The 13,998-nt window shown below is 70.9% G+C and carries 20 protein-coding genes; 4 read left to right on the forward strand and 16 right to left on the reverse strand.

Going from position 1 to position 13,998, the window contains the following annotated elements:
* Positions 1-247 precede the first annotated feature (247 nt).
* Positions 248-736, forward strand: a complete 489-nt coding sequence (bldD, locus tag QSK25_RS27005; RefSeq protein ID WP_030471611.1) for a transcriptional regulator BldD — start codon at positions 248-250, stop codon at positions 734-736.
* An 86-nt stretch (positions 737-822) separates the two neighbouring features.
* Here bldD and QSK25_RS27010 read toward each other — a convergent pair whose 3' ends face one another.
* Together QSK25_RS27010 and QSK25_RS27015 are read right to left on the reverse strand one after the other, a co-directional pair.
* Entirely contained in the window at positions 823-1,548 is a 726-nt protein-coding gene (locus QSK25_RS27010; RefSeq protein WP_285642320.1) for a sigma-70 family RNA polymerase sigma factor family protein, read from the reverse strand.
* Positions 1,549-1,631: 83 nt separating this feature from the next.
* Positions 1,632-1,916, reverse strand: a complete 285-nt coding sequence (locus tag QSK25_RS27015) for a sigma-70 family RNA polymerase sigma factor family protein (RefSeq protein WP_285642321.1) — start codon at positions 1,914-1,916, stop codon at positions 1,632-1,634.
* Between the two features lie 349 nt (positions 1,917-2,265).
* Here QSK25_RS27015 and QSK25_RS27020 point away from each other — a divergent pair, with 349 nt between their 5' ends.
* Positions 2,266-2,907 (forward strand): HD domain-containing protein, encoded by a 642-nt coding sequence (locus QSK25_RS27020; protein WP_285642322.1) that lies wholly within the window; start codon positions 2,266-2,268, stop codon positions 2,905-2,907.
* 58 nt (positions 2,908-2,965) lie between these two features.
* On the opposite strand, the gene nusB is transcribed toward QSK25_RS27020, so the two are convergent.
* The 3 genes from nusB to QSK25_RS27035 are packed head-to-tail and all read right to left on the reverse strand — an operon-like array spanning position 2,966 to position 5,056.
* Entirely contained in the window at positions 2,966-3,385 is a 420-nt protein-coding gene (gene nusB, locus QSK25_RS27025; protein WP_285642324.1) for a transcription antitermination factor NusB, read from the reverse strand.
* Positions 3,385-3,954 (reverse strand): elongation factor P, encoded by a 570-nt coding sequence (gene efp / locus QSK25_RS27030; RefSeq protein WP_285642325.1) that lies wholly within the window; start codon positions 3,952-3,954, stop codon positions 3,385-3,387. The genes nusB and efp overlap by 1 nt, the downstream gene beginning before the upstream one ends.
* 31 nt (positions 3,955-3,985) lie before the next feature.
* Complete coding sequence (locus QSK25_RS27035) at positions 3,986-5,056, reverse strand: M24 family metallopeptidase (RefSeq protein ID WP_285642326.1); 1,071 nt, start codon at positions 5,054-5,056, stop codon at positions 3,986-3,988.
* Between the two features lie 35 nt (positions 5,057-5,091).
* On the opposite strand from QSK25_RS27035, the gene QSK25_RS27040 reads away from it, so the two are divergent.
* Entirely contained in the window at positions 5,092-5,496 is a 405-nt protein-coding gene (locus tag QSK25_RS27040; protein ID WP_285642327.1) for a B-4DMT family transporter, read from the forward strand.
* 135 nt (positions 5,497-5,631) lie between these two features.
* Here the strand turns inward: QSK25_RS27040 and QSK25_RS27045 are convergent, their stop codons facing one another.
* Both QSK25_RS27045 and QSK25_RS27050 read right to left on the reverse strand, forming a co-directional pair.
* On the reverse strand, positions 5,632-6,231 hold the full coding sequence (locus QSK25_RS27045) for a hypothetical protein (protein WP_285642328.1): 600 nt from the start codon (positions 6,229-6,231) through the stop codon (positions 5,632-5,634).
* Between the two features lie 19 nt (positions 6,232-6,250).
* Positions 6,251-6,628 (reverse strand): VOC family protein, encoded by a 378-nt coding sequence (locus tag QSK25_RS27050; protein ID WP_285642330.1) that lies wholly within the window; start codon positions 6,626-6,628, stop codon positions 6,251-6,253.
* A 25-nt stretch (positions 6,629-6,653) separates the two neighbouring features.
* Here QSK25_RS27050 and QSK25_RS27055 point away from each other — a divergent pair, with 25 nt between their 5' ends.
* Positions 6,654-7,406 carry a Long-chain-fatty-acid--CoA ligase gene (locus QSK25_RS27055; protein ID WP_285642331.1) on the forward strand — a complete coding sequence of 251 codons (753 nt, stop codon included), beginning with the start codon at positions 6,654-6,656 and terminating at the stop codon, positions 7,404-7,406.
* Here QSK25_RS27055 and aroQ read toward each other — a convergent pair.
* From aroQ to QSK25_RS27100, 9 genes are all read right to left on the reverse strand, one after another.
* Positions 7,393-7,824: a type II 3-dehydroquinate dehydratase gene (gene aroQ / locus QSK25_RS27060; protein ID WP_285642332.1), complete on the reverse strand. Its 432-nt coding sequence runs from the start codon at positions 7,822-7,824 to the stop codon at positions 7,393-7,395. The genes QSK25_RS27055 and aroQ overlap by 14 nt on opposite strands.
* Positions 7,821-8,930 (reverse strand): 3-dehydroquinate synthase, encoded by a 1,110-nt coding sequence (gene aroB / locus QSK25_RS27065; RefSeq protein WP_285642333.1) that lies wholly within the window; start codon positions 8,928-8,930, stop codon positions 7,821-7,823. The genes aroQ and aroB overlap by 4 nt, the downstream gene beginning before the upstream one ends.
* Entirely contained in the window at positions 8,927-9,433 is a 507-nt protein-coding gene (locus QSK25_RS27070; protein WP_285642334.1) for a shikimate kinase, read from the reverse strand. The genes aroB and QSK25_RS27070 overlap by 4 nt, the downstream gene beginning before the upstream one ends.
* Positions 9,430-10,629, reverse strand: a complete 1,200-nt coding sequence (gene aroC, locus QSK25_RS27075) for a chorismate synthase (RefSeq protein ID WP_285642335.1) — start codon at positions 10,627-10,629, stop codon at positions 9,430-9,432. The genes QSK25_RS27070 and aroC overlap by 4 nt, the downstream gene beginning before the upstream one ends.
* A gap of 13 nt (positions 10,630-10,642) precedes the next feature.
* A complete protein-coding gene (locus QSK25_RS27080) occupies positions 10,643-11,122 on the reverse strand; it encodes a prepilin peptidase (protein ID WP_285642336.1) in 480 nt (159 codons plus the stop codon).
* An 83-nt stretch (positions 11,123-11,205) separates the two neighbouring features.
* Positions 11,206-12,390 (reverse strand): glycosyltransferase, encoded by a 1,185-nt coding sequence (locus QSK25_RS27085; protein WP_285642338.1) that lies wholly within the window; start codon positions 12,388-12,390, stop codon positions 11,206-11,208.
* Between the two features lie 86 nt (positions 12,391-12,476).
* A complete protein-coding gene (locus tag QSK25_RS27090) occupies positions 12,477-12,878 on the reverse strand; it encodes a hypothetical protein (protein WP_285642340.1) in 402 nt (133 codons plus the stop codon).
* 364 nt (positions 12,879-13,242) lie between these two features.
* Positions 13,243-13,698 carry a PTS sugar transporter subunit IIA gene (locus QSK25_RS27095; protein ID WP_285642342.1) on the reverse strand — a complete coding sequence of 152 codons (456 nt, stop codon included), beginning with the start codon at positions 13,696-13,698 and terminating at the stop codon, positions 13,243-13,245.
* The gene (locus QSK25_RS27100; RefSeq protein WP_285642343.1) at positions 13,695-13,931 is read right to left on the reverse strand and encodes a PTS sugar transporter subunit IIB; all 237 of its coding nucleotides are present in this window, start codon (positions 13,929-13,931) and stop codon (positions 13,695-13,697) included. Before QSK25_RS27100 ends, QSK25_RS27095 begins: the two co-directional genes overlap by 4 nt.
* Positions 13,932-13,998 lie beyond the last annotated feature (67 nt).

Genomic DNA, 13,998 nt, shown 5'->3' on the forward strand with positions numbered 1-13,998 from the left:
CCTTCCCCGCCTCACTGGACGGGTCCTTAAAGGACGTCGGACACCTAGTAATAGCTAGGCTGACCTGCACCGTATCACCTACGGACGGTCAACCATCCGAGTGGTAGGCCAGGCGTGGCGCGCGTCTCTCCTTGAGATCAGCTTGACCTGCCGACCACGGCGAGTAATCATTACTCTGCGTATCGATCTAAGCCTCCCCGCAGCCAGCGTGTACTGCTGACGGGGCGAATGAACGGAGAACCGCCACATGGGCGACTACGCCAAGGCGCTGGGGGCCAAGCTCCGCGCTATCCGCCAGCAGCAGGGTCTGTCCCTGCACGGCGTCGAGCAGAAGTCCGGCGGTCGCTGGAAGGCCGTGGTCGTCGGCTCCTACGAGCGCGGTGACCGCGCGGTGACCGTGCAGAAGCTGGCCGAGCTGGCCGACTTCTACGGGGTTCCCGTCGCCGAGCTCCTGCCGGAGGGCCGCGTGCCGTCCGGTGCCGAGCCGGCCACCAAGATCGTGATCAACCTCGAACGGCTCCAGCAGCTGCCGGTCGAGAAGGTCGGCCCGCTGGCCCGCTACGCAGCGACCATCCAGTCGCAGCGCGGTGACTACAACGGCAAGGTCCTCTCCATCCGCACCGAGGACCTGCGTTCGCTCGCGATCATCTACGACATGACGCCGGGCGAGCTCACCGAGCAGCTCATCGACTGGGGTGTGCTTCCTCCCGAGGCGCGTCCCGCGAAGGAAGACTGAGCTTCCTCGAACCGCCACGCGAGGCTCCCCCGACGTCCTGCCAGTCGCCCTGAGGACGTTCGTGGGAGCCTCGTGCGTTCACCGGGTCATTCGGGCGAGAACAGTCGGCGGACGTGCTCCCGGTCCGTGATCGCGTGGATCGCCGCGATCTTCCGCTCGCGCACGGTGAACGCCACGAGCGCGACCGGCTGGCCCTCCACGGTGGACACGAGACCCGCCTCGCCGCCGACCACCGCGCGTTCCACGCACGGCGCCGTCTGCAGCACCGCCGCCTTCGGCCCGACCATGCCCGCACCGCGCAGCCAGATCTCCTCCGAGCGCAGCGTGACGTCCGGGTCCAGCACGTCCTTGCCGGCCAGGAACGCGTCGACGACCTCGCGTTGCTCCGCCAGGCCCACGTCGGACACGGGCCGGTTCTCGACTCTCTTGCGCGCCCGCGCCTCGACCTGCAACGCACCGAGCGGCGTGCGGCCGATCAGCGGCGCCACCTGCTCGAACGGTTCCTCGAACATGTCGTGCAGCACGTACGCGACGCGTTCATCGGGGGTCAGCGCGTCGAGCGCGGTCAGCACGCCGAGGCCGGGTTCGTGGTTCGGTCCCGTGCTCACCACCGGATCCGGCATCTCGAAGCCGTTCTTCGCCCGCGCCCGCAGCATCGTGAGACTCACCCGCGCGACGACGGTGTGCAGCCAGCTCGGCTCTCCGGTCTTCTCGATCTTGCGCCGTGCTTGCCGCACCGCGTCCGCCGCCTCGGCGAACCGGCCCAGCATGCGGTACGCGAGCCTGTTCTCCTGGTCCCACTCCCCGATCACGTCGGTCCCCTTCACCGTCGAGCGCCCATCTGACCAGACACCTCGCGGGCGGTCGATGTGACCAGCGACGGCAGTGGTATTGCTCACGGAACAACCGACGCCAGCTGCTGCCGGTCCTGGATCACGTGGATCGCGGCGATCAGCCCGTCGCGCACCGTGAACGCCATGATCGAGAACGGCTCTCCCCCGATCCGGGTGACGAAGCCGATCTCGCCGCCCACGAGGACGAACTCGATCTCCGCCCTGGCCGCGTACCCGCGGAACAGGCTGGCACGACCGGCGACGTTCCGCCCGCCGATGACCTCGAGGGCGCCCGCGCGCAGCAGCACGTCCGGGTGCAGCACGGCGACCAGCCCCCTCCAGGTCACCTTCGCGGGAAGCCTTGAGGAACGCGCCGACGACCTCGCGTTGCGTGGCCGGATCGGCATCGGGCCGAGGGCGTTCCTGGACACGTTTTCTCGCCCTGCTCGCCGGCTGCCGGGTGGTGGCCGGGGTCTTGTCACATCGCGAGCCCGACCTGGTCGCTCGTGACGGCCCGCTGCTCGGGTTCCTCGCTCTTCTCGATCACCGGGTCGGGCATGTTGCAGGCGTGCTCGCGGCGGTCGCGGAGCATGTTCAGGCAGACGCGAACGAGCTGAGCACGCGGTGGGCGATCGACCGCGGGCGCGGCCGTTCCTGCTCGAACTGTTCGGTGAACACCTTTGGCATCCTGTCAGGGTGACCACTGCCGACGCAGGACTTCTCAGTGACCAGAACCCGTTGCCGTCCGTTGTGGACTCCCGGCTGCGCGAGCACCTCACGTTCCTGATCGAGGTGGACCGCCTCAAGACCGTGTTGCGCGCCTCCCCCCTCGCGGCCGCCGACCGGCGCGAGAACGACGCCGAGCACTCGTGGCACCTCGCGCTGATGGTCATGACGCTCGCCGAGTACGCCGACGAACCGATCGACGTCGGGCACACGATCAAGCTCGTCGTGGTGCACGACCTGATCGAGATCTACGCCGGGGACACGCCCATCTACGACACGGCACTGGCCGAGAGCCAGCAGGAACGCGAGGAGGCCGCGGCGGACCGGCTGTTCGGGATCCTGCCGGACGACGCGGGTGCGGCGCTGCGGGCGTTGTGGGACGAGTTCGAGGCGCGGAAGACGCCCGAGGCGCGGTTCGCGAAGGCCGTGGACCGGCTGCAACCGTTGCTGCTCAACTGGATGGCGCGCGGGGGGACGTGGCGGACGCCCGGCGTGACGGCGGCCGACGTGCGGGCGCGCAAGGCCGTGATCGGGGACGGCTCGGCGCGGCTGTGGGAGGCGGCGCTGCAGCTCATCGACGAGGGGGAACGGCGCGGCTGGGCGCGGAGCTGAACGCGCGACGGCCGCCCGCCCCGGGAAGGGGCAGGCGGCCGTCGGGCGGATCGGAGAACTACAGGACGGCGCGCAGCTGGTCCGCGATGACCGCGATCCGGCCGAGCACGCCGTTGACGAACCGCGGCGAGTCGTCCGTGGACAGGCCCTTCGCGAGTTCCACGGCCTCGTCGATCGCCACGGCGTCCGGCACGTCGGCCGCCCAAAGCAGCTCGTACAGGCCGATGCGCAGGACCGCGCGGTCGACCGCCGGCATGCGCTGCAGCGTCCAGCCCTCGGCGTGTTCCGAGATCAGGTCGTCGATCCGCGCGCGGTGCGCGGTGACGCCCTCGACCAGGGAGACGGTGTAGTCGTTCACCGGCGGCACGTCCGGGGACCCGACTCGTTCGGCCAGCAGCGTCACCGGGTCGGTGCCCAGCAGGTCGGCTTCGTAGAGGAAGTCGACCGCGCGCTTGCGGGCCTTGCTCCGAGCACCCATCAGGACTTGTCGCTGATGCGGCCGAGGTAGCGGCCGTCGCGGGTGTCGACCTTGATCTTCTCGCCGGTCGTGACGAACAGCGGGACCTGGATCTCGGCGCCGGTCTCGAGCGTGGCGGGCTTGGTGCCGCCGGTGGAGCGGTCGCCCTGCAGGCCAGGGTCGGTGTGCTGGATGACGAGCTCGACCGAGGTCGGGAGCTCGATGAACAGCGGCACGCCCTCGTGGACGGCCACGACGGCCTCCTGGTTCTCCAGCATGTAGTTGGCGGCGTCGCCAACGGTGTCCGCCGGAACCGGGATCTGGTCGTAGGTGTCGCCGTCCATGAAGATGAAGTCGGAGCCGTCCTTGTAGAGGAACGACATGCCGCGCTTGTCCACGGTGGCGGTCTCGACCTTGGTGCCCGCGTTGAAGGTCTTGTCGACGACCTTCCCGGTCAGCACGTGCTTGAGGGTCGTGCGCACGAAGGCGCCACCCTTGCCGGGCTTGACGTGCTGGAACGCGGTGACGGTCCAGAGCTGGCCGTCGAGGTTCAGCACCAGGCCGTTCTTCAGGTCGTTCGTGGTGGCCACGGTGGGATTTCTCCTGTGTAGGACGGGGGTGTCAGACGACCACGAGTTCTTTCGTGGTCAGGGTGAGGAGCTCCGGACCGCTTGCGCGGACCACGAGGGTGTCCTCGATGCGGACCCCGCCCCGCCCCGACAAGTAGACGCCGGGCTCGACGGTGACCGCCATACCGGCCGAAAGTGTACCGGCACCCACCTTCGACAACGCCGGTGCCTCGTGGATCTCCAGGCCGACCCCGTGGCCGAGGCCGTGCAGGAACTCGTTCCCGTGCCCGGCCTTCTCGATCACCTCGCGCGACGCGTGGTCGACGTCGCTCACCCGCACGCCCGGCGCGAGCGCGGCCCGCCCGGCCGCCTGCGAGCGCGCGACCAGGTCGTACAGGTCGCGCTGCCAGTCGGCGGGCTTGCCGAGCACGAGCGTGCGGGTCATGTCGGAGTGGTAGCCGTCGACCAGCGCGCCGAAGTCGAGCTTGATGAAGTCGCCCGCGTGCAACGTCCGGTCCGTCGGCGAGTGGTGCGGGACGGCCGAGTTCGGGCCGAACGCCACGATGGAGGAGAACGACGGGCCCGCCGCGCCGTGGTCGAGCATGCGGCTCTCCAGCTCGCGCGCGACCTCGCGTTCGGTGCGGCCCGCGCGCAGGCCGCCGTGCCCGATCAACGCCGCGAGCGCGCGGTCCGCCGCCGCGCACGCCATCCTCAGCGCCTCGATCTCGACCTCGTCCTTGACCAGCCGCAGCTTCTCGACCAGGCCACCCGCCTTGTGCAGCTCGGCCTTGGCCGCCGCGGCTTGGAGCTCGTCCAAGCCGTCGACGGTGACGTGGTGGCTCTCGAACCCGAGCCTGCCCTTCGCCCTGGCCGCGAGCGTGGTGTCGCAGGGGCGGTCGATCAGGCGTTCCAGGTCCGGCACCTGCTTCTCCGACTGCGTGAGGTAGCGGCCGTCGGTGCAGAACACGTCGTCGCCGTCCGCGCCGACCAGCACGGCGGCGTTCGATCCGGTGAACCCGGTGAGGTACCGGACGTTCAGCAGGTTCGTGACGAGCAGCGCGTCCAGGTTCGCGGCCTGGAGCTCCCGGCGCAGGGCGGTTCGGCGTGCGGCGTACGACGACATGCCTCGCAGGGTACGACCAGACCTAAGCTGTCCGCATGCGTCCTTGGTTCGTCCGTGCGTTGTGGATGGGGCTCCTGCACGGAGCCGTGCAGACCGGCGTCGCGGCCGTGGGCGTGCGCAGCCCGGAGGCCTCGTCGGTCCGGCCGATCGCGCTGGGGCTGCTCATCGTCGCCGCCGTGCTGTGGGGCGCGGTCGACGCGCTGCGCGAACTGGACGAGCGCGGCATGCAGTGGTTCGTCGCGGCGTTGATCGCCGGTCCGTTCGCGGGGGCTCTGGGCGTGATCGGGTCGGCGCTGCTGGTCGACCAGACCGGGCAGGAGGCGCTGTGGGTGGCGCTGACGGGCGGCGCGGCGTTCACGGCGTTGCTGGTGCTCGCGCCCGCCGGCCTGGGGATGCTGCTGGGCGGGTTCCCCGCGAAGAAGGAATCAGCGCGCGGCTAGTGCGTCGTGGCAGGTCCTGCCGCGGCCCGTCCGCAGCAGCGTGGCCACGCGCCACCCGGTGAGCTTCGCCGGGCAGCAGGTTCGCGCGGCACCCACCCACCAGCCGGCTGCGACCAACCTGATGGCCGAGTACGCCTAGTCCGAGCCGCTGACCGTGAGGACGTAGCGCGCGGACGTCTTGAAGGTGCCGAACTCGCCCTGCACCCGCAGTTCGTGCTCGCCGGGGCTGAGCGGCGGGATCCACGCCCACAGCCCGCACGCCGTGGCGTCGACCTTGCCGGTCGGGGCGCCCAGCACGTTGTCCCGCACGGCGTCGAAGGTGATCGGGGCCGGGTCGATCCGGCGCAGCTCGACCAGCTGGCCGTCGAGCGTCACCGACCCCTTGGCCGTGGTGAAGAACGTGTCGCAGTTCGTGTAGGTGTTGACCGCCGGGCCCGCGAGCGGCCTGCCCGCCGGTACCTGGCAGCGGCGGTTCACCGGGCCGCCGAACGTGCCCGCGAAGAACCACACGTCCTTCGGCTGGTCCTCCGCGCACCACTGGCCGCTGTCGTCGACGACGGGGTTGCGCTTCTCCGTGCTCGACGCGGCCCACGTCCACCACTGCCCCTGCAGTTGCGCGTCCGACAGCGGCCGGCCGGGCTGGGTCGTCGTGTCGCTGCTGACGGGCGCGGGCTCCGGAGCGGCCGCGCACCCGGCCAGGAGCAGGGCGAACGCGGCGATCAGCAGTCTCGGCACGTTTCGAATCTTTACACGGTCAGGCCCCTACGAGCTCGATTTCGAACCCGTCCTCGTTCTCCATGAACGCGGCGTAGTGGTCCGGTCCTCCCGCGTGAGGATGCCTGTCCGCGAACATGAGCTTCCAGCCGTTGGCCTCGGATTTCGCCACCAGGCGGTCGACGTCCGCCCGGGTGCCCGCGTGCAGGGCGAGGTGGTTGAAGCCTGCCTTCATGCGGTCGTGCGGACCGGTCATGGCCGGGGACTGCTCGACGACGACGTAGGTCTCGGCCTGTTTCCAGCTGACGCCGGCGTCCCAGCGCTGGTGCTCGGTCCAGCCGAGCTCGGTGAGGATCCACCCGAACGTGGCTTCGGCGCGGGCGAGGTCCGGGACCCAGAGTTCGACGTGGTGCAGCATGCGGCGGCCTCCTACGATCGGGTTGGTGGAGATCGTCTCGAACGGCTCGCGGCCCGATCTGCAGGGGCCCGCGCAGGCCGCGTTGCGGGACGGGTGGCCGCCGTTCGTGCTGCGCGGCCAGGTACCGCGCGACTGCCGCGCCGCCGTGGCCGAGTACTTCCCGCGCTACGACGTGCTTCTGCTCGATGACGACGACTCGGTGCTGGCGCGCGCGACGGCCGTGGCGTTGCGCTGGGACGGTTCGGTGCCGGGGTTGCCTGACGGCGGGTACGACGGGGCGTTGGCCGCGGCGGTCCGGGAGCACGAGGCCGGACTCGCGCCGGACACGTTGTGCGTGGTCGCGGCGACCGTGCGGACCGACCGGACCGGAGGCGGGCTGGCCGGGCGGGTGCTCACCGGGTTGCGCGAGCGGGCGGCGGAGGACGGGCTCTCGCGGGTGATCGTGCCGGTGCGGCCGACCTCGAAGGCGACCTACCCGCGGACGTCCATGGAGGACTTCCAGCGGTGGGCGCGGGAGGACGGCCTGCACCTCGACCCGTGGATCCGCACCCACCAGCGGCTCGGGGCCACGATCCTCGCGCCCGCGCCCCGGTCGATGGTGGTGACCGGGACCGTCGCCGAGTGGGAGCGGTGGACCTCGACGGCGTTCCCGCGGAGCGGGCGGTACGTCGTCGCCGGTGGACTGGACCTGCTGCGGATCGACCGGGAGCGCGACCAGGGCGTCTACGAGGAGACGAACCTCTGGATGCGCCACCCGGTGCGCGCTACTCCTGCTTGAGGGCCAGCCAGCGCAGGGCGAGGAGGTAGCCCTCGACGCCCAGGCCCGCGATCACGCCGACCGCGACCGCCGAGACCACGCTGTGGTGCCGGAACTCCTCGCGCTGGTGGATGTTCGAGATGTGCACCTCGACCAGGGGTGCGGTGAGCTGGGAGCACGCGTCGCGCAGGGCGATCGAGTAGTGCGTCCAGGCCGCGCCGTTGAGGACCACCGGGGTGCCCGCGTCGGCTGCCTCGTGCAGCCAGCCGACCATCTCGCCCTCGTGGTTGGTCTGGCGGACCTCGACGTCGAGGCCGAGGTCCTTGCCCTCGGCGACGCACATGTCCACCAGGTCGGCGTGGGTGGTGCTGCCGTAGATGAGCGGCTCGCGGGTGCCCAGGCGGTTCAGGTTGGGGCCGTTGAGGACCAGGACCTTCACAGCAGCACCGTCCCGCCCGACGACTTGGGCTCGGCGGCGACGGCGCCGTACGCGGCGGCGATCAGGGCCGGGTCCGGGCCTTCGAGGCGGCCGGGCTTCGCGAGGCCGTCGAGGACGACGAAGCGGAGCACGCCCGCCTTGTTCTTCTTGTCGACCTTCATGCCCTCCATGAGCTGCGGCAGGGCGTCCGGGTCGTAGGTGGTCGGCAGGCCGAGGAGTTCGAGGACGCGCTTGTGGCGGTCGGCGGTCTCGTCGTCGAGGCGGCCCGCGAGGCGGGCCAGTTCGGCGGCGAAGACCAGGCCCACGCTGATGGCGGCGCCATGACGCCAGCGGTAGCGCTCGCGGCGTTCGATGGCGTGGCCGAGGGTGTGGCCGTAGTTGAGGATCTCGCGCAGGGACGACTCGCGCAGGTCGTTCGTGACGACGTCGGCCTTGATCTGGATCTTGCGGCGGACCAGGTCGGCGAGCACCTCGCCGGCCGGGTCGAGGGCGGCGGCGGGGTCGGCCTCGATCAGGTCGAGGATGACCGGGTCGGCGATGAAGCCGCCCTTGACGATCTCGGCCATGCCGGCGACGAGTTCGTTGCGCGGCAACGTCTCCAGCGTGGCGAGGTCGACGAAGATGGCGTCCGGCTCGTAGAACGTGCCGACGAGGTTCTTGCCCGCGTCGGTGTTGATGCCGGTCTTGCCGCCGACGGCCGCGTCGACCATGCCGAGCAGCGTCGTCGGGATGTTGACCAGCCGCACGCCGCGCATCCAGGTGGACGCGACGAAGCCCGCGAGGTCGGTGACGGCGCCGCCGCCCAGGCCCACGACGACGTCGGTGCGGGCGAGGCCGATCTTGCCCAGGACGTCCCAGCAGAAGCCCGCGACGGCGAGGTCCTTGCCGTCCTCGGCGTCGGGGACCTCGACGCGGTGCGCGTCGGCACCCACGGCCTTGAGCTCGTCGACCAGCACCTTCGCCGTCTCGGCGAGCGTGGGCTGGTGGATGATCGCGATCTTCGCGGCGCCGCTGAGGAACTCGACGATGTCGCCGAGCAGGCCGCGGCCGATCACCACGTCGTAGGGCTTCTCCGCGGCGACCCGGATGCGCACGGGCTCGGTCATGCTTCAGCTCCCTTGATCACCGCGTCGGTCACCTGCTGCGGGTCGAGGGCGTCGGTCAGCACCTCGATCGTCGCGACCTCGCGGTACAGCGGCAGGCGCGCATCGAGCAGCGCCTTGAACGTGGCGCGCGGGTTCACGCCGGTCAGCAGCGGGCGGTTGGACGCGAGCCCGGTGCGGCGCACGCCCTCGGCCATGCCCACGTTCAGGAACACCACGGTGTGCTCGCCCAGGCGTTCGCGGGTCGTCGCGGACAGCACCGCTCCCCCGCCCAGGGCCAGCACGCCCTCGTGCTCGACGAGTGCCTTGGCGACCGCTTCCTCTTCCATGGCGCGGAAGGCGGGCTCGCCGTCGTCGAGGAAGATGTCCGAGATCGGTTTGCCGGCCAGCTCGACGATGTCGGCGTCCACGTCGCGGAACGGGACGTCCAGGCGGGCGGCGAGCAGCTCGCTGACCGTGGTCTTGCCCGCGCCGGGCGGGCCGACCACGACGAAGCGCGGGCTCACATGCCCTCCCAGCGGGCTTCCAGGGCCTTGAGGTACGCGTGGGCGTTGCGGCGCGTCTCGTCGAGCGAGTCGCCGCCGAACTTCTCCAGCGCCGCCTCGGCGAGCACCAGCGCCACCACGGACTCCAGCACGACACCGGCGCGCGGCACGGCGCAGACGTCCGAGCGCTGGTGGATCGCGACGGCGGGCTCGCCGGTCCGGACATCCACAGTGGACAGTGCACGCGGGACGGTCGAGATGGGCTTCATGGCCACGCGGGCGCGGAGGATCTCGCCGTTGGTGATGCCACCCTCGAGGCCACCGGCGCGGTTCGAGCGACGGGTGACGCCGACCGGGCCGCTGCCGCGGTCGATCTCGTCGTGCGCCTGCGAACCCCAGCGCTTCGCCGACGTGAACCCGTCGCCGATCTCCACGCCCTTCATCGCCTGCACGCCCATGAGCGCGGCGGCGAGGCGGGCGTCGAGGCGGCGGTCCCAGTGCACGTGCGAGCCGAGACCCGGCGGCAGGCCGTAGGCGAGCACCTCGATGACGCCGCCGACCGTGTCCCCGGCCTCCTTGACGGCCTCGACCTCGGCGACCATGGCGTCCGTACCGCGCTGGTCGAAGCACCGCACCGGGGAGGAGTCGATGGCGGCCAGGTCGTCCGGCGTCGGCAGGGCCGCGTCCTCGGGCGTCTCGGCCTTGCCGATGGACACGACGTGGCTGACGATCTGCACGCCGAGCAACTGCTGCAGGAACTGGCGCGCGACCGTGCCGAGCGCGGTGCGGGCGGCGGTCTCCCTGGCTGAAGCGCGCTCCAGCACCGGGCGGGCCTCGTCGAAGCCGAACTTCTGCATGCCCGGCAGGTCCGCGTGACCGGGCCGCGGGCGGGTGAGGGCCTCGTTGCGGCCGGTCGGCTTGAGCAGGCTCGGGTCGACCGGGTCCGGCGACATGACCGTCTGCCACTTGGGCCACTCGGAGTTGCCGATCGTCACCGCGACCGGACCGCCCTGCGTCCTGCCGTGGCGGACGCCGCCGAGGATCTCGACCTCGTCCTGCTCGAAACCCATGCGGGGCGAGCGACCGAACCCGAGCCTGCGGCGCCCCAGCTGGGCGACGAGGTCCTCGGTGGTCACCTCCACCCCGGCGGGCATGCCCTCCAGGACGGCGACGAGGGCGGGGCCGTGTGATTCTCCAGCGGTGATCCAGCGCAGCACGTTCACAATCCTTTCACAGCGTCGTCAACGCCCAGGTGGCGGCCAGCAAGCCCGGACCGTGGGGCACGGCGCGGGTGCGCTTGAGCGCGGCGAGGGCGAGGGTGACCGCGCTCGACAGGATCGCCGCAGGTAGGAGCTGCGGCAGCGAGAGCGCGGCGCCGAGGCCGAAGGTCAGCTTCACGTCGCCGCCGCCCATGCAGGCCGGCTTCAGACGCCTGACGGCGAGATGCGCGCCACCGAAAACCGCCGCCGTCAGCAGCGCTCCTCCCAGCCGGTGGGACTGCAGGAGCAGCAGGGCGGCGGCCAGCGGGAGGGTGAGGGCGTCCGGCAGGCGGTGGTGCCGCAGGTCGACCGCCGCGAGCACGACGCCGAACCAGGCCAGCACGAACGACGCGGGTGGTGCGCCGAGGACGGAGGCGACCGTCCACAGCGAAGCCACGAGCGCGCCTCTGAGGAGCGCGCCCGGCGTGAACGCGGGCAGGACCGTGGTCATGGCACCACGGTCCTGCCCGGCACGGCTCGGGCCAAATTCCGCGCTGTCGTGAACGGTCCGTTCACGACACCGGGGAACACGGCTCATCGCACGCGCAGCACCGACCTCTCGAAGAAGACGTCGTCCCAGGGATCGCAGAGCTCGCGGTACCGCTCCGCTTCCTCCTCACTGCGCACCCTCCCCAGCAACGCGCAGATCAACGCGTCCACGTGCCGTCCGGAGGGATCGACGGCGCTGTCGGACACCAGCGCGCTGTCCTGCCGCGTCCGCACGGCGTGCACCAGGTCCTCCCTGGTCACCACGCCACCGGCCACCTCGGCCATCGAACGGAAGTACAGCGCGTCCACCGGACCCAGCCCGTCGCAGAACAGCAGGACGGCGCCCCAGTCCCGGGCGGCCGCGAACCCCTGGCACGAGAAGACGAGCGCGAGCCTGAGGTAGTCGGTCGCGTCGAGGAGGTCCCCCGTCCCGGTGTCACGGCCCACGAGAGCGCGCAGCGCGTCGCACAGGCCGGCGACCTCGTCCCGGCTGAGCACGGGCAGACCGTCGCGGACCAGGAAGTACAGCCATCGGGGGTTGGCCGGATCGGCGGCGCGCGCGGCTCTGAGCAACGCGAGGTTGCGCTGCCTCTTCCCCTTGGCCTCGACCACGTCCCGGCGGTAGCCGTCGTGGTGGAAGACGAGGTCGAGCCCGACGACCCCGACCGGTTCGTCGCGGTCACCGCGCACCACGGGGTACTCGTGCACCGCTCCCCTGAACCGGACGTGGCCCTCCGCCCTGAGCACGCGCGGGATCGTGTCCTCGAACACCTCGCGGTCGACGTCGAAGACGCGCGGCGCGAACACGAGCCCCGGCAACCCCTCGAGGTCGGCCACCGAGTCGAGGCAGTCGCGCAGTTCGCGAGCGGTCCGCTCGGTCATCCACTCGTCGGCGTCGAGGAAGACGACCCAGCCCGTGCCGACGGCCTCGACCGCGAGGTTGCGCACCTGCGCGAACGAGCCGGGCCACGGCACCCGCACGAGCCGGACGCCCAGGTCCGCGTAGGCCTGCACGACATCCGGCGTGCCGTCCACCGACCCGGTGTCGACCACCAGCACCTCGTCGAACCCGCCGGCCAGGACGCTGTCCAGGCAGCGCGCAACGCAGCGTTCCTCGTCCTTCGCCAGGACCACGACGCTCGTCCTGCCGCTCACCCGCCGCCCGGTGTGGCTCAGCCCGGTGAGCGGCGGCAGGACCTGCCGCACCCACGGCGCGTTCTCGTCACGCATTCACGTCCCCCGTCGAAAGCCTGATCTCGTTCCGCAGTTGAACGCGGGTGCCGCACACACGGCGACACCCGCGTCCTTTCTCACGCTCAGCCGCAGGCTTCCTTGCGGCCGATGTAGTACCAGGTGTTGCACGTGAACGAGTGGTGGTCGAAGACGTAGCAGACGACGACCTGGTTGGGTGAATAGCGGTACAGGTAGGTGAACCTCTGGATGTCCAGCCCACCGCAGCGCTTGGTGTGCGTGTAGTCCTTGAAATCAGGCTGGAAGCAGTCGGCGGCGACTACCGCGGAACCGTTCTGGGACGCGCTGGCCGCACCGGCCGACAACGCGAAGAAAGAAGCGCTCGCCAGCACGGTGGCGGCGAGGTGGCGGATCCTGCGACCCAGCCCGCCGGTAGCCGCAGTGCCGCCGTCTGCCTGGCGGTTCACGGCGGGAGCGGTCAGCTCCGCCTCGAGGTCGGCCAGAAACGCCTGCCGTTGCGAAGTCACGGTTGCATCCTCCGTTGCTCTCGGATTGTCCATGAATTGCGAAGACACCTGAGCGGCCGGAAAGGACCCACGAGCAATCGAGCGCACAACGCGATGAGTTCGAGGACGTGCGGCGACCGAACTCACGCGTGATGCGCAGAACCCGCCCCCTGCGGGACTGCATGGCCGCGATGCGGCCGAAAACAAAGCGGCACCGAAGAATCGGATCGATGAACGCGTTTATTTCCCCCAGTGTGCATTGGCCTCCCCAGGCCGTCACATTTCGAACCGTACCGCACGTCCTGTTCGCAGTCCACCCCGGACGGGAAAGCAAACGGCTGCCTTCGCCGGCCGTGAAGCCGGTGGAGGCAGCCGCGGGAAATGCTCAGCGAGACCAGTCGAACAGCGCGTCGTTCGCCGTCACGTCGACGCCCAGGGCGAGGTCGCCGAGCGCCTCCGCCGTCGCGTCCAGCGCGATGACCGGGCAGATCGGCGCGTACCCGGCCGCCTCGACCTCGGCCGGGTCCCACGTCACGATCTTCTGACCGGCCTGGACCTGCTCACCCTTGACGACGTGCACCTCGAAGCCCTCGCCCTTGCGCTTCACGGTGTCGATGCCCAGGTGGACCAGGACGGCAGCGCCGTCCGCACCGGCGACCACGAACGCGTGCGGGTGCAGCGTGACGATCGTGCCGTCGAGCGGGGAGACGACGTCGGCCTTCACGCGGGCGGGCTCGACGGCGACGCCGGGGCCCACCATCGCCTCGGCGAACACCTGGTCCGGGACCTCGGAGAGCGCGACCACCCGGCCGGCCACGGGGCTGCCGACGCGGACGCTCACAGGAGGTCCTCGATGTCCGACGCGATGGTGTCCGCCTCGGGGCCGACGACGACCTGGACGACGTTGCCGGAACGCATGACTCCGTGTGCTCCCAACGCCTTCAGGGCCTTCTCGTCCACGATCGCCCCGTCCTCGAGTTCGCACCGCAGACGGGTGATGCAGGGCTCGATCTCGATGACGTTGTCGCGCCCGCCCAGCGCGGCGAGGATCTTCTGCGCCTTCTCGTCAGCCACGTTCGTACCTCTCGTTCCCGTAACAGCGGTTGACACCCGCTCGGTGCGCGGAGCATTCTCCCGCACC

It is taken from the genome of Lentzea sp. NBRC 102530 (genome assembly GCF_030269365.1).
Taxonomy (GTDB): domain Bacteria; phylum Actinomycetota; class Actinomycetes; order Mycobacteriales; family Pseudonocardiaceae; genus Lentzea.

What these genes read in the sequence shown, in the direction of transcription:
- bldD (WP_030471611.1), top strand. Translation starts at nt 248, where the DNA reads ATGGGCGACTACGCCAAGGCGCTGGGGGCCAAGCTCCGCGCTATCCGC.
- nusB (WP_285642324.1), bottom strand. Translation starts at nt 3,385, where the DNA reads ATGGGTGCTCGGAGCAAGGCCCGCAAGCGCGCGGTCGACTTCCTCTAC.
- QSK25_RS27035 (WP_285642326.1), bottom strand. Translation starts at nt 5,056, where the DNA reads ATGTCGTCGTACGCCGCACGCCGAACCGCCCTGCGCCGGGAGCTCCAG.
- QSK25_RS27040 (WP_285642327.1), top strand. Translation starts at nt 5,092, where the DNA reads ATGCGTCCTTGGTTCGTCCGTGCGTTGTGGATGGGGCTCCTGCACGGA.
- QSK25_RS27050 (WP_285642330.1), bottom strand. Translation starts at nt 6,628, where the DNA reads ATGCTGCACCACGTCGAACTCTGGGTCCCGGACCTCGCCCGCGCCGAA.
- aroB (WP_285642333.1), bottom strand. Translation starts at nt 8,930, where the DNA reads ATGACCGAGCCCGTGCGCATCCGGGTCGCCGCGGAGAAGCCCTACGAC.
- QSK25_RS27080 (WP_285642336.1), bottom strand. Translation starts at nt 11,122, where the DNA reads ATGACCACGGTCCTGCCCGCGTTCACGCCGGGCGCGCTCCTCAGAGGC.
- QSK25_RS27085 (WP_285642338.1), bottom strand. Translation starts at nt 12,390, where the DNA reads ATGCGTGACGAGAACGCGCCGTGGGTGCGGCAGGTCCTGCCGCCGCTC.